Source organism: Xanthobacter albus (assembly GCF_043194895.2).
In the GTDB taxonomy this organism is placed as follows: Bacteria; Pseudomonadota; Alphaproteobacteria; order Rhizobiales; family Xanthobacteraceae; genus Xanthobacter.
This window is the reverse complement of sequence record NZ_CM195532.1, coordinates 3,485,230-3,497,975: the sequence shown is the minus strand read 5'-3', so window position 1 is coordinate 3,497,975 and position 12,746 is coordinate 3,485,230. Positions and strand designations below refer to the sequence as shown.

Annotated in this window: 13 protein-coding genes and 1 pseudogene; 11 read left to right on the top strand and 3 right to left on the bottom strand. The window is 64.9% G+C overall.

Annotated features, from left to right (window positions below; genetic code table 11):
• Positions 1–115 precede the first annotated feature (115 nt).
• Genes V5F75_RS15755 through V5F75_RS15740 form a run of 4 tightly spaced genes read left to right on the top strand, consistent with a single transcriptional unit; the run spans position 116 to position 4,106 of the window.
• Entirely contained in the window at positions 116–1,276 is a 1,161-nt protein-coding gene (locus V5F75_RS15755; RefSeq protein WP_394033732.1) for a hypothetical protein, read from the top strand.
• Positions 1,269–1,610, top strand: coding sequence for a hypothetical protein (locus V5F75_RS15750; RefSeq protein ID WP_394033731.1), 342 nt, complete (start codon positions 1,269–1,271; stop codon positions 1,608–1,610). The genes V5F75_RS15755 and V5F75_RS15750 overlap by 8 nt, the downstream gene beginning before the upstream one ends.
• A complete protein-coding gene (locus V5F75_RS15745) occupies positions 1,607–3,097 on the top strand; it encodes a DEAD/DEAH box helicase (protein WP_394033730.1) in 1,491 nt (496 codons plus the stop codon). The genes V5F75_RS15750 and V5F75_RS15745 overlap by 4 nt, the downstream gene beginning before the upstream one ends.
• Positions 3,098–3,119: 22 nt before the next feature.
• Positions 3,120–4,106, top strand: coding sequence for a DUF6456 domain-containing protein (locus V5F75_RS15740; protein WP_394033729.1), 987 nt, complete (start codon positions 3,120–3,122; stop codon positions 4,104–4,106).
• A gap of 116 nt (positions 4,107–4,222) precedes the next feature.
• Here V5F75_RS15740 and V5F75_RS15735 read toward each other — a convergent pair whose 3' ends face one another.
• Positions 4,223–4,915 (bottom strand): hypothetical protein, encoded by a 693-nt coding sequence (locus V5F75_RS15735; RefSeq protein WP_394033728.1) that lies wholly within the window; start codon positions 4,913–4,915, stop codon positions 4,223–4,225.
• Positions 4,916–5,120: 205 nt separating this feature from the next.
• Complete coding sequence (locus V5F75_RS15730) at positions 5,121–5,333, bottom strand: helix-turn-helix domain-containing protein (RefSeq protein ID WP_394033727.1); 213 nt, start codon at positions 5,331–5,333, stop codon at positions 5,121–5,123.
• 398 nt (positions 5,334–5,731) lie between these two features.
• Here V5F75_RS15730 and V5F75_RS15725 point away from each other — a divergent pair.
• A pseudogene (locus V5F75_RS15725) lies at positions 5,732–5,842 on the top strand (ClpX C4-type zinc finger protein); the annotation flags it as partial.
• A 120-nt stretch (positions 5,843–5,962) separates the two neighbouring features.
• Here V5F75_RS15725 and V5F75_RS15720 read toward each other — a convergent pair.
• The gene (locus V5F75_RS15720) at positions 5,963–6,277 is read right to left on the bottom strand and encodes a hypothetical protein (protein ID WP_394034096.1); all 315 of its coding nucleotides are present in this window, start codon (positions 6,275–6,277) and stop codon (positions 5,963–5,965) included.
• A gap of 89 nt (positions 6,278–6,366) precedes the next feature.
• Here V5F75_RS15720 and V5F75_RS15715 point away from each other — a divergent pair, with 89 nt between their 5' ends.
• The 6 genes from V5F75_RS15715 to V5F75_RS15690 all read left to right on the top strand — a co-directional run bounded on the left by V5F75_RS15715 (position 6,367) and on the right by V5F75_RS15690 (position 12,685).
• The gene (locus V5F75_RS15715) at positions 6,367–6,750 is read left to right on the top strand and encodes an HNH endonuclease signature motif containing protein (RefSeq protein WP_394033726.1); all 384 of its coding nucleotides are present in this window, start codon (positions 6,367–6,369) and stop codon (positions 6,748–6,750) included.
• A 244-nt stretch (positions 6,751–6,994) separates the two neighbouring features.
• Positions 6,995–7,429: a P27 family phage terminase small subunit gene (locus V5F75_RS15710; protein WP_394033725.1), complete on the top strand. Its 435-nt coding sequence runs from the start codon at positions 6,995–6,997 to the stop codon at positions 7,427–7,429.
• Complete coding sequence (locus V5F75_RS15705) at positions 7,401–9,233, top strand: terminase large subunit (RefSeq protein ID WP_394034082.1); 1,833 nt, start codon at positions 7,401–7,403, stop codon at positions 9,231–9,233. Before V5F75_RS15710 ends, V5F75_RS15705 begins: the two co-directional genes overlap by 29 nt.
• Positions 9,234–9,242: 9 nt before the next feature.
• Positions 9,243–10,514: a phage portal protein gene (locus V5F75_RS15700; RefSeq protein WP_394033724.1), complete on the top strand. Its 1,272-nt coding sequence runs from the start codon at positions 9,243–9,245 to the stop codon at positions 10,512–10,514.
• Positions 10,492–11,352 (top strand): head maturation protease, ClpP-related, encoded by an 861-nt coding sequence (locus V5F75_RS15695; protein WP_394033723.1) that lies wholly within the window; start codon positions 10,492–10,494, stop codon positions 11,350–11,352. Before V5F75_RS15700 ends, V5F75_RS15695 begins: the two co-directional genes overlap by 23 nt.
• Positions 11,353–11,362: 10 nt before the next feature.
• On the top strand, positions 11,363–12,685 hold the full coding sequence (locus V5F75_RS15690) for a phage major capsid protein (protein WP_394033722.1): 1,323 nt from the start codon (positions 11,363–11,365) through the stop codon (positions 12,683–12,685).
• The last annotated feature ends 61 nt before the right edge of the window (positions 12,686–12,746 follow it).

Sequence of the window (12,746 nt, the reverse complement as noted above, 5' to 3'; positions counted from 1 at the left end):
AAGCCCCGAGGCTCGGGCGGGAGCTCTCGGGGCGGGTCACTTGGTTCAGGTTGGAGGCGCTGAACGAGATAGAACATATCGCGAACTCGCCAGCGATGTCCATCGGGAAGTTGCCGTGTATGACGACCGGACCCGCTTCGGGGCGGTGATCCAGGAGGGCGACGGCAGGGTGCTCGACGCCTTTGGTGCTGATGGCGATCCCGGTCGAGGGAGGCGCGTCATGAGCGCCCTCGTCAGACGCAACCTGCCGGCGGCCGTGATCGAGGAAGGCGATCCAGGCGCGGCCGATTCGCTCCATGTCGTGCCCGAGGGCGCCCGCAAGGTGAAGGTGGGTGCCGCCGTGCTCGGCTATCGCAAGAGGCGGAGCCGGAGCCCCATCGCGACGATCAGGCTCCACGAGATCGAGCGCATCATCAACCTGCGCTACGGGCCCGGCGGCTGCGACACTGACGATGGGGGAGCCTATGCCATCCTTGCGGGGCATTGCCTCATTCCGCGCCTGCTGGAGAGCCGCGCCGGGCGGGCGGATGTATTGACCCTGGTGGCGGACCGCTTCGCTGGCTGGTGCGCACGCCATGTGCCTGAGCTGAGCCATGGCGAGGTGCAGGACATCGCTGATCGGGCCATCAAGGAACCGCGTCTATTTCGAGCCGACACAGCGGCCCGTCTCATTCGCTTGACCATGGCAGAACGCACGGCAGCGCGGGTGACCACCATCGGCGCAACGGATTGCGGCGCCGAAGAACGGAAGCTGCGTCGGCGTGAGATGATGCGCCAGTGTGACCGGCGCCGGAAAGAGGAGCGACGCCGCGCGGCTGGCTGCCGCACCCGTGAGGAGGTGCAGGCCACGTCTGTGGTCGCGCAGTGCAAGGCAATGGGGATCTCGCGCTCGACATATTATCGCAGGTTGAAGGCCGGGAAGATTTTGCCAGCCGCAGAGCGGGACATGCGCAGCGAACACCATCACGGCGCTTGTGTCGACGTTCGCAGTAGGTGTCCCACCCCTCCAGCGGCGAAGCCGCACCCCACATCTCGAAGAGAGCCTTTCCGGTACTACCCGCCCCTCGCCGAGGCCAGACCGCTTGCGAACCCGAGCGCAGCGAGGGCCCGCGACGCGATGACCTGGAGCTTGCCAGCATCACGGGAGAGGAACGAGCCGGCGCCTGCCACCCATCTGGAGCCACCTGCCCAGTGGCCGCCGGAAGCTCCAGACCATGACGCGGAGTGGCTGGCGGCTTTTCGGAGTGCTTTCGTCGAGGTCCATCGCCATGACTAAGCGCAAGCCTCCCTCCAGCGATCTGGACCGTGCCTGGGATGAGGCTAGGTACCATCTTTCCGCCTTCCGCAAGGATGGTGCCTATTTCGCCAACGAGCTTTTCCGCGAGAAGGTGAGCTGGCCACCCGGCCGCGCGGCGTCCTTCCATGCCGAGGCCTTTGCCCGGACGAAGCGGGCGCTCATGGAACTCGCGGAGGATCTGGCCGACCTCCTGCTGGGCTGGGATGAGCGCCCACTCGCCTGCCAGATATGCGTGAGCGAGGCGCAGGTCTCCTTCATGGAGCACCTGAATGTGTTGATGGATGCCGCCAACGGTAAGGGCGGTCGGGCATGAGCAAGCCCCTTCGCCCCCATCAGGAGCGGGCCCTCCTCGATCTGCGACAAGCCATTATCGGTGGGGCCCGGCGGGTGATGCTGCAATTGCCCACCGGCGCCGGCAAGACGCGGGTTGCGGCTGAAATCGTCAAGGGAGCCAGGTCCAGGGGCAACCGCGTGCTGTTCACGGTTCCTGCCACCAGCCTGATTGACCAGACGATGACGGCATTCCGAGCCGAGGGCATCGAAGAGATCGGCATCATCCAGGCGGACCACCCGCTGACGGACCCGAGCCAGCCGGTACAGGTGGCTTCGGTCCAGACGCTCCGAAGCCGCGGAATTCCCGCCGCGGATGTCGTGGTGATCGATGAAGCGCATCGCTGGTTCGACCTCTTCGAGACATGGATGGCGGATCCCGCATGGGGCCGGGTGCCGTTCATCGGGTTGAGCGCAACGCCCTGGGCGGTGGGCCTCGGGCGGCACTATGAGCACCTGATCGTTGGTGCGACGGCGCTGGAGATGATCAACGCTGGGGTGCTGTCGCCCTTCCGCGTGTTTGCCTCGGCGCATCCGGACCTGACCGGCGTGCGCACGAAGGCGGGCGACTTCCATGAGGGTGATCTGTCCAAGGCGATGGACCGCCCTGAGCTCGTGGCTGCAGTGGTCGGTGCCTGGCAATGCCTCGGAAAAGGTCTGCCGACACTGTGCTTTGCGGTTGACCGGGCACACGCGAAAAGCCTCCAGCTCGCGTTCGAAGCGGCGGGCGTCGCCGCCGGCTACGTGGACGCGAACACCACGCGCGGCGAGCGTGATCGCATCCGCGATGCGTTTCACGCCGGTGCCCTCCAGGTGGTGGTGAACATCGGCACGCTGACCACGGGCGTCGATTGGGACGTGCGCTGCGTCCTTCTGGCCCGGCCCACGAAGTCGGAGATGCTATTCGTCCAGATTGTCGGGCGCGGACTACGCACTGCACCTGGGAAGAACGACTGCCTGATCCTGGATTGCTCAGACACGCATCGGCGCCTCGGATTCGTTACCGACATCCAGCATGACGCGCTCGATGCTGGCGACCGCCGGTTGAAGGCCGATGCGCGCAGCCGACCCTTGCCGCGGGAGTGCCCCACCTGCGGGCGTCTGCGCCCTCACCGCGAACCCGTTTGCCCGAATTGCGGGACACCGCTGACCCAAGCGGAGGCTGCGGAATTGGTGCGGCTGGAGGAGCACGAAGCCCGGTTGGCGCGGGCGGAGCGCCAGCGCTGGTATTCGATGCTGCTGCATGTGGCGGAGGCTCGCGACTACAAACGCGCGTGGGCGAACTTCGTGTTCAAGGCCCGGTTCGGTGACAAACCGAATGGATTGAGAAGGCGCCCATGCCCTCCGGACAAGGAGGTGCAGGCCTTCGTCAGGGAAAATCTCACCCGATATGCCGAAGAGCAGAATCGCGCGCGGCGCGGGCCGCAGGACGACGTATCGGCAAACCAGCACAATTCTCTCGCAGGATGACCACTCGCAGGAGGCCCACCGCATGACGAATCCCACGAAACTCGACGCCCGCGCCCGCCTCGCTGCCGCCGAGGGCGCGGCCTCCCGCTGGCGCAAGTCCATCGCCAAGGCCGAAGCGGAGGTGTCCAAGGCTGCTGAGGCTGGCAATGCGGAGCACATGTGCACGCTGCTGGAGCGAATCGACCGATGCCGGGACCGGCTGGCGGCGGCTGAGGGCCGTGCGCTGCGGCTAAGGGAGGCGCTACCCCGCGCCCTGAGCCGGGAGCGGGCAGCGCAAGTGGCAGTTCGCGCCGGGGTGAAGCTGGCGACGCGCATCAGCACGGCCGCACTGGCCCGGGCCGTGGTCAACCCGGAACCGGTGCAGCCCGGCCGCAAGCGTAAGGCCAAGGCCGCGCCGGATGAGCCTCAGAACGTCGAGCGCGGATACAAGGTCGTTCCCGACCCCTGGGAGCCCGGTGCACGCCTGTCCGTGCCCTGCAACATGCGGGAGAGCCCGATTGAGCACATGGCCGCCAGGAAGCGCCTGAACGCAGCGCAGAAGGAGGCGGGCGACAGGTATCGGGCGCTGTACGAGTTCTCGCAGCTCGGCCCGCTGCGGGCGATGGACATTGATCGGGAGCAACTGCACACCGGCCGGGTCGGTGATCCTGTGAGTGATCAGGTGATCGACGCCGCAAGGGAACTTGCCGCGACGAACAAGGCGGTGGGGAAGGTTTCCGCGGCGATCCTCATCAGCATCGTTGGCGAGGGGGTGACCATCGATACCATGGCGCAGCGTTATACCCGGATGAGTGACAAGAGGGCCCATGGCTACGTCACGGGCCGGCTCATTGAGGCGCTTGACCAGCTTGTGGAGTGGTGGGGTCTTGTCGCGGAGGGCTACAGCCGGCAGAAGATCAAAGGAAGCGGCCCGATCAGCGTGACCGGGCCCCAGGTGGAGCATGACTTGGTGAACGCTCCGCGCCACGTGAATGAGATTACTCGCACCGCCGGCATCAAGGGTGGTTGACACAGACCCTTTCATGTGATCCATTTCTGCTACTCAAAATCATTGCGCCTCGACATGGAAACCTCGCTCCAGCGAGGTTTTTGCGGCATCCACTGCGTGTGGAGCTAGGGCACTCCTTATCGCGGAGCGCCATCAACCTTAAGTGAGGATATGACGTTTTCGACAAGGCTACGTGCGGAGTCCCGCGCGCGTTTACCCATGCCGATATAGTCCGTGTTAAGGCCGTCTCCGAAGACGAAATTAAGATCATGCCCAATGGCTATGGATAGCTTCGTGGCGCGCCATATGGTCTTTAGTGCTGGCCTCTGCACAGAATTTGCTTCAGTAGTTATGTGGGCAATGGCTTTATTTCTAAAAATACTTATAGATTTAAGGTCAAGACTATAAAGGCGTTCGATTCGTTTATTAACGAAGGCGATTCGAGACTGGAATGCGGCAGCCTGCTGCTCTGGGATCACTCCCATACCCCACTTGCGCGAAGACGCCTCCAAGGCGCTCATGAGATCTGGCGAAGCCAAGGCCTCCCGAAATGTGCATAGGCTGATGTCCGTCGTTCTATTTGGCGGGATGGTTAAGGCATTAATGCGAAACATCATCAGCTGAATTTGGTCGAACATGATTGTTTGAAGGCTCGGAACGGCAGGGCCGCTGATACCTGTTCCCAGAGCTGCGCGGTTCAATCCGACGAACACACCGTAGGTAAGAACAAGGTTCTGTAGGCTGGCGTCTATGAGCGCAAGCGCTTGACGAAGCTCCTCTAAGTTGTGAACTGTCCATTCGCGTTTTTCATCTCGTCTTCTGCCCGTCATGTGCTCCTCACATGGGAACTTCTGAGTTGGAAATGAGGCTGCGCCAGCGCCCGCCACATTACCGCCGCAGCCGAACGCAAGCCGGGGTGGGCAGCGAGTGGTCGGCATCTCGATCCGTTGCGGTAGGCCCCGTCCTGACCGCCTCAAGACCGTGGGAGCACATGCGGAGGCTGACCACGGCCGCTGGGGTTGATCGCCCGGCGCGTCACTCTTCCGGCGTCCACGGCCCGATCTTGTGGTAGATGGCCGCGCAAGCAAGGGCGATGTGCTTTGGGATTTCCACCGGGGCACCGTTGTCCCGGCGGGTTCCTCGCTCATAGTTCTCAATCGTGGGCTTGGAAACGCCAAGGGCCTCTGCGGCCTGGGCCTGGGTCAGCCCCAAGGTCTTCCGCCACACCTTGAACACCTCGTTGTCCATGGTATCCTCACTTCAGGAGGTGAGACGCTTCCGTTCCGGTGGGGACCGGGATTTCTCCCGATCCCCTTGGGCTTAGCTGATGATCAGGGTCAGGCTGCAACCAAGAAACCTGATCTTCAGCACTACCTTCCGGACTTTCACACGTCTCACCTCCTTTCGGTTCACCGGGTCACCGCGACCCGGTAAGAATGTTGTATCGTACAATGTACGAATGAACAAGCAATAATCGCGGCATTTATCTCATTTTGTACGAATTTCCGTGCGCTGCCATGAGGCGGCTCGCGTCGGTGTGCTGCTCTCACCCCCATGAGGCCCTGCATGTCCCGCATCCGCTGCCTGTTCTGGCGCGGCGTGATCGCTGCCGCCCATTCGATGCTGCGCGCGGCTGGGGCGCGGTGATGACGCTTTATTGCTCGTTCTGCGGCAAAATCCAGCATGAGGTCAGGAAGCTCATCGTCGGCCCGACCGGGTTCATCTGCGACAAATGCGTGGGGGTCTGCCTTGACCTTCCGTTGTGCCGAGGCGAGCGGATGCCGGCCGCGGAGCAGCCCGACATGATCGGACTGCTTCGGGAATGGACGCGCGACCAAGCCGCGCCGTTGTCAACTATCCACGCCAATCTCGGCTCCCTAACTGCCGGGCCGCTCAGATGGGTGGATGACGGATGTGATGATGCTGGAGATCCAGTTCGCCGCCATGGCCTTAACGACGTCTCCACCCGCGGGGTTTCCGGGGAAAAGGTCTCTCTCCATCAAGCCATCGACAACGGAGCGCTCCACGCGGGCCATGTTGTCGCGGAAGGCGGAGGGATCAGGGTCGAAGTACACATCAGCGATGACGCGCCGCAGAAGCTCCATGAGGCCGATTTGCGCGGCAACGTCATGCAGCCGCAGTTCGTCTGGGTTCAGCGCGCGGAGCGGTGGATTCGAGGCGTCGTCCGTCATTTGCTCATCTCCGTGCGCGGCTTGCGCGGGGTGATTGGGGATGGGTCGGTCGCAACGACTCATCCCCACAACCATACCCGAGGCGGGTGATGCCCACGCGTCCCCCTCTCCACCGCCCCATGGGGCCGCGCACCAAGAGGGAGCGCGACCAGCAAGTGGACCAGCGGCGGGGCAGCGCCAGGAAGCGCGGGTACGACAGCCGGTGGGACAAGGCCCGCAAGAGCTACCTGTCCTCTCATCCGCTCTGCGTCATGTGCGAGCGAGAGGGACGTGTGACGGCCGCCACGGTGGTGGACCACATCAAGCCACACCGGGGCGACCAGGTGCTGTTCTGGGACACGGGGAACTGGCAGCCGCTCTGCAAGCCACACCATGACGGCGCCAAGCAGCGCGAGGAAGCCAGAGGCCACGCCTCAGGGTGTGGGTTGGATGGCCGCCCGATGGACCCGGGGCACCCCTGGAACCTGAGGTAATCCACTAGGATTTCATGTGATGTTGCATATTTGCAACGATTTAGTGGAAGATATCTGAATTAGTGGAAGATATCCGCGAGCCTGGAAAAATACTTAGCCTCGAAAAAACCGCCATGGGAACGGGGTTAGGGGGGTATCCGAAAGTCTGGGGCCCTTCGCCTTGGGACCGGCGTGGGTCCTCCCTTCGCACCGAGAGGTCGTGCAGACCAAAAAGTTGGGGGGCACCCCGTAGGGGTGAGTGCGCATGAACGTCGTCGAAGGCTCCGGCCTCATCGTGGTGGAGCCGCATTGGCAGATGCTGCTCACGGACGAGATGGAGATCGAGGCGGCCGGCGAATATTGGCGGGTCGTGACCACCGAGCTCAAAGAGCGGAGCTTGCTCGCCCCGGTCAATCGCCATGCCATCCAGCGGCTCATCATCGCCTACGTGATCTATGACCGCTCGTCGCGGATCGTGGCTGAGCAGGGGGCTGTGACGAAGCCCAGGCGGGGCAACACGAAGGCCATCGCGCGGGTCAGCCCGCACTTCACCGCTATGCGTGAGGCGGCTTCGGACGCCGCCGCCCTTGAGGCGGAGCTGGGGCTCGCGCCGCGCCGGCGTGCTGCGGCGGCGAAGGTCGAAAAGAAGGCGAGGGCGGCCCGTGCGTCGGATGAATTCCTCGGCAAAGCTGCCCGATGATCCGACCACCGGGTGGGCGCGAGACGCGGTAGAGGGAAGGATCGTCGTCGGGGAGATCGTCGCGGCGCAAGCTGAGCGCCACCTGAAAGACATCGTAGACCGAGACGGCAAGGATCTACACTGGCGGCCGGATAAGGCGGGCCATGTCCTGCGGTTCCTGCCGGCGGTGTTGCCGATCACGGCGGGAGCGAAGGCAGGGCAACCGTTCCACCCGCTGCCCTGGCATGTGTTCTGCGGAGGCTCGCTGTTCGGCTGGCGCCTGGACAGCGGGCGGATGCGGTTCCGTCGGGCATGGCTGGAGACTGGGAAGGGCCAGGCCAAGAGCCCATTCATGGCGGCCATCGGCCTCTACATGATGGGCTGGTATGGCATCCCTCGCGCCGAGATCTATTCGATTGGCCAGAACCGGCGCACCGCCAACGTGTTGTTTGCCGACGCGGTGGCCATGTGCCGGCACGCGATCCCCGGCCAGGATGAAGAGCCCGAGGAACTGCGCGAGACGCTGGAGAGCCGTGGGGATGTCCTGATCCGCGGCGAGGGCGACAACGCCTGGAAGATCGAGCACCCGGAGAGCAGCTCGAAGTTCCAGGCGCTGGCGAACGGCGAGGCCATCTCCGGCCCGCGACCGGCGGCGGTGCTTGCGGACGAGATCCACGAATTCAAGTCGAACGACGCCATCGAGACTTGGCAACGGGCCATCGCGAAGATGCCGGGCGATGCGCTGATGCTCCTGGGCACGAACACACCGGCCTCCACGCAACTGGTGGGGACGGCCTACAGCGAGTTCTTTCAGAAGGTCGCGCGAGGCGAGATCAAGGACGATCAGGCATTCGCGTTCATCGCGCGGGTGGACAAGAAGGACCGCGAAGAGGTTTTCGAGAACGAGGCGGTGTGGCCCAAGGCACTCCCCGCGCTCGGGATCACCTTCCCGGTGGAGAACATCCGCGGCGAGGTGGCGACGGCCAAGGTTCTGCTGTCCACGTCGCTGTCGGTGAAGCGGCTCTATTTCGGCATCCCCATTGGGGCAACAGAGTTTTGGATCGCGGAGGAGGCGTGGTCCGCCGTGCAGGGCGCGGTGGACGAAGCGAAGCTCAAGGGCTGTCGCTGCTGGCTCTCGCTGGACCTCTCGAAGAAAAACGACCTGACGGCCCTGTCCATCTGCTGGGAGGATGCGGACGGTCACCTGTGGGTGAAGACCTTCTACTGGACCACGCGAGACGGGATCGTGGACCGGGCGAAGGCCGATGGCGCCCCTTATGACCAGTGGGCGATGGACCCGGAAACGCGCCTCACGGCGGTGCCTGGCGCGGTGATCGACAAGACGTTCGTGGCGGCTCAGGTGCAGCGCATCTGCGCGGAGCATGAGGTGGAATTTCTGGCCTTCGACCCCGCCGGCATGGCGGACTTCATAGCGGCGTGCGAGCAGATCGGTTTCCCGGTCTGGCGGTATCGTGGGCCGGATGAGCCGGAGGGGATGGGGCTGAGGCTGGTGGCCCATGGCCAGGGCAAGCGGGTGGTCTACGAGGATCGCCAGCTCACTATGCCGCGCTCCATTGAGAGGCTCGAAGATCGCGTCCTCGCCCGCTCGATCACCATCGAGGCGTCGCCGGTGACCTATTCCTGCGCGGCCAATGCCCAGGTGGATGCGGACGGCCAAGAGAATCGCTGCTTCGACAAGGCCCGCTCACGCGGGCGCATCGACGGGCTCGTGACCGTCGCGATGGCGGTGGGGGCGGCAGACAATGAATTGGGCGAGGCCAGCACGCCGTCTGTCTACGAGACGCGCGGCGTGCTGGCTTTCTGAGAGGCGCAGATGGGATTGCTGAACACACTGCGCGCGATGATCGGACGCGGCCCGCGCTCGCAGAGCTTCGACCTCACGGCCATGACGCCGGATCAGCTGCGCGAGTTCCTGCGCATGGGCGGCTCCATGGCGACGGCATCCGGCGCGGTGGTGAACGAAACGACGGCGATGCGGGTGGCGGCGGCATGGCGGTGCGTGAACATCATCGCCGGCACGGTCAGCTCGCTCCCGCTCGACCTGATCCGCCGCGAGAGCGAGACGGTGCGGATGCCGGCTGAAGGGCACCCGCTGCGCCAGGTGCTCACGGTGAAGCCGAACACATGGCAGGCTCCGAACGAGTTCAAGCGCATGATGCAGGCGCACCTGCTGCTGCGCGGGAACGCCTATGCCCGCAAGGTCATGAGCGGCGCGCGGCTGATCGGTCTCATCCCGATCCACCCCGACCGGGTGCAGGTGGAGCAGGCGAATGACCTGTCGCTCACCTACAGCGTGTCGCGGCCGGATGGGCAGGTGCTGAAGTTGCGCCAGCGCGATGTGCTGCACCTGCGCGGCATGTCGTTGGACGGCATCGCAGGCCTGTCCGTGCTCTCCCACATGCGGGAGGCGCTGGGCTTGGCGCTCCAGGCGGAGCAGGCCGGGGCCAAGCTGTTCAAGAATGGCTCGTTCGGGAATGTGATCCTGAAGCACCCCATGAAGCTATCGCCCGAGGCGGCGGCGTCATTGCGGGACTCGTTCACCCAGGTCGCCAGCGGCGCGGAGAACGCCGGCAAAGCCATCCTGCTCGAAGAGGGCATGGACGTGGCGCCAGTGGCGATGACGGCGGCGGACACGCAGTTCCTCCAGAACCGAGAGTTCCAGCGCTACGACATCGCCATGTTCTTCGGTGTCCCGCCCCACATGATCGGCGCCACGGAAAAGACCACCTCCTGGGGGTCTGGCATCGAGCAGCAGGGCATCGGTTTCGTCACCTACACGCTGAACGACTGGCTGGTGATCTGGCAGGAGGCCATCAAGCGCGACCTGATCCCCGAGCAGGAATGGGACGCGCTGGACGCCCGCTTTTTCGTGCAGGGCCTCCTGAAGGGCGACGTGAAGGCGCGGTGGGACGCCTACGTGAAGGGCATGCAATGGGGCGTCTACAGCCCCGATGATGTCCGCGCGATGGAAGACCAGAACCCCCGGCCCGATGGCATGGGCGGGGTCTATTACGACCCGCCGAATACAGCCGGCAGCAGCAGCACCAACGAGGGAAGCACCAATGACCCTGCGCAGCCTGCCTAAGGCCAAGGCGTTCGACCGGCCCCAGGGCTATAGCTGGGATGCGCCGGCCGGCGCGTTGTCTGAATGGGCGGACCGGCCGTTGGCGGCCGAGGCCGACGACCGCAACACGGTCTCCATCTATGACGTGATCGGTCAGGACTACTGGACCGGCGAGGGCTTCACTGCCAAGAAGATGGCCGGCATCCTGCGCGGCATCGGCGCGAGCCCGGTGACGGTGAATGTGAACTCGCCCGGCGGGGACATGTTCGAGGGCCTCGCCATCTACAACCTGCTGGCGGAGCACCCCGCGCGCGTCACCGTGAAGGTGATGGGCATCGCGGCGTCGGCGGCATCGGTGATCGCCATGGCGGCCGATGACCTGCTGATGGGCACCGGTTCCATGCTGATGATCCATCGGGCATGGGGCGTCGTGGTGGGCAACCGCAACGACTTTGCCGACGCGGCCGACAAGTTCGACACGTTCGACCGGTCCATGGCCGCGATCTATTCCGCGCGCACCGGCATCGCGGAAAACGACATCCTGGCACTTCTCGACGGCCCGTCGCGGACATCGGACGGCACTTACATGACGGCCTCCGAAGCCATCGATCAGAAATTCGCAGACGGCACCTTCGATGCAGGCGATGCCGGGCCCGACGCTCGCGCCGCCGTCCCGGCGCCGATCCTGGCGCGCCGCCGCATGGAAGCGGCCATGGCGCGCGACGGCATCGGGCGCAAGGAGCGCGCCGACTATTTCAGCACGATCCTGGGTGCGCGTGATGCAGCCCAGCCCGCCCCGCGTGATGCAGGCGACCTGACCGCAGCCGACATCCTGTCGGCCATCCGAACCCTCCGCTAGGAGCCCCACCATGACCATGAATTTTGAGCCGCGCGCCATCACGCGCGGTATCGTCTCCGTGCGCGCCGAAGGCGGTGACCAGCGCGCCGTTCTGGCCGAGCTTCAGAAAGCCTGGACTGAATTCAAGGCCGAAAACGACAAGCAGATCGCGGACCTCCGCAAGGGGCAGGCCGACGCCGTGCAGTCCGAGAAGGTGGATCGCATCAACGCGACCATCACCGATCTTCAGGCACAGCTCGCGGACCTTGCCACCAAGGCCGCTGCGGCCGAGCTGGGCGGTGGCAGCGGAGCCACCACCGATGCCACCGCCGCTGCGCAGTTCGCTGCCGAGCGTGGCCGGGCCATGACGCCGGCCGAGTACAAGGCCTATCGCGACGGGCTCAACGTCTATATGCGCCAGGGCGGGGCCACCCCCAGTTCCGTGATGGCGTCCATGTCCGTGGGCTCCGACCCGGACGGCGGTTATACCGTCACCCCCGACACGTCGGGCCGGATCGTGAAGCGGATCTACGAGACGAGCCCGATGCGGCAGGTGGCGTCGGTCACCACCATCGGCACCGATCGCCTGGAGGGCTTCAACGACCTTCAGGAAGGTTCTGCGAACTGGGTGAGCGAGGGCGGCCCGCGCCCGGCCACCAGCACCCCGCAGCTCGGCAAGTGGGAAATCCCCGTGCACGAGCTTTACGCCTTCCCGCAGACCACGCAGCGCCTGCTGGACGATTCCTCCTGGAACGTCGAAGCGTGGCTGGCGGAGAAGACGGCCGACAAGTTCTCCCGCGTGGAAAACGCGGCCTTCATCAATGGTGATGGCGTCGGCAAGCCGAAGGGCATCCTGGCCTATCCGACCGCTGCGACGGCGGACGCAACCCGGCCGTGGGGTACGTTCCAGCACGTCCTCACCGGGACGGATGGCGGCTTCGGGACCAATGCCAACGGCTCCGACAAGCTGATTGATCTCGTCTATTCGGTGAAGGCGCCCTACCGCCAGGCGGCCACCTTCCTGATGGCGCGCAGCACGGTCGCCGCCGTGCGCAAGCTGAAGGATGCGCAGGGGGCCTATCTCTGGCAGCCCAGCTTGAACGCCATGTATGGCGGCATGCTGCTCGGCTTCGGCATCACCGAGGCGGAAGACATGCCGGTGCTGGCGGCGGACTCCCTCTCGATCGGCTTCGGTGATTTCCGCGAGGCCTACCAGATCGTGGACCGGGTCGGCATCCGCGTGCTGCGCGACGCCCTCACCAACAAGCCATATGTCGGCTTCTACACCACCAAGCGGGTGGGCGGCGGCGCCATCTCCTTCGAGGCCGTGAAGTTCCTGAAGTTCGGGGACTGAGCCGGCCCATGCCGGCGGCGGCTGGGCCGCCGGCCATTCTCCATTTTCCTTCTGAGGGACA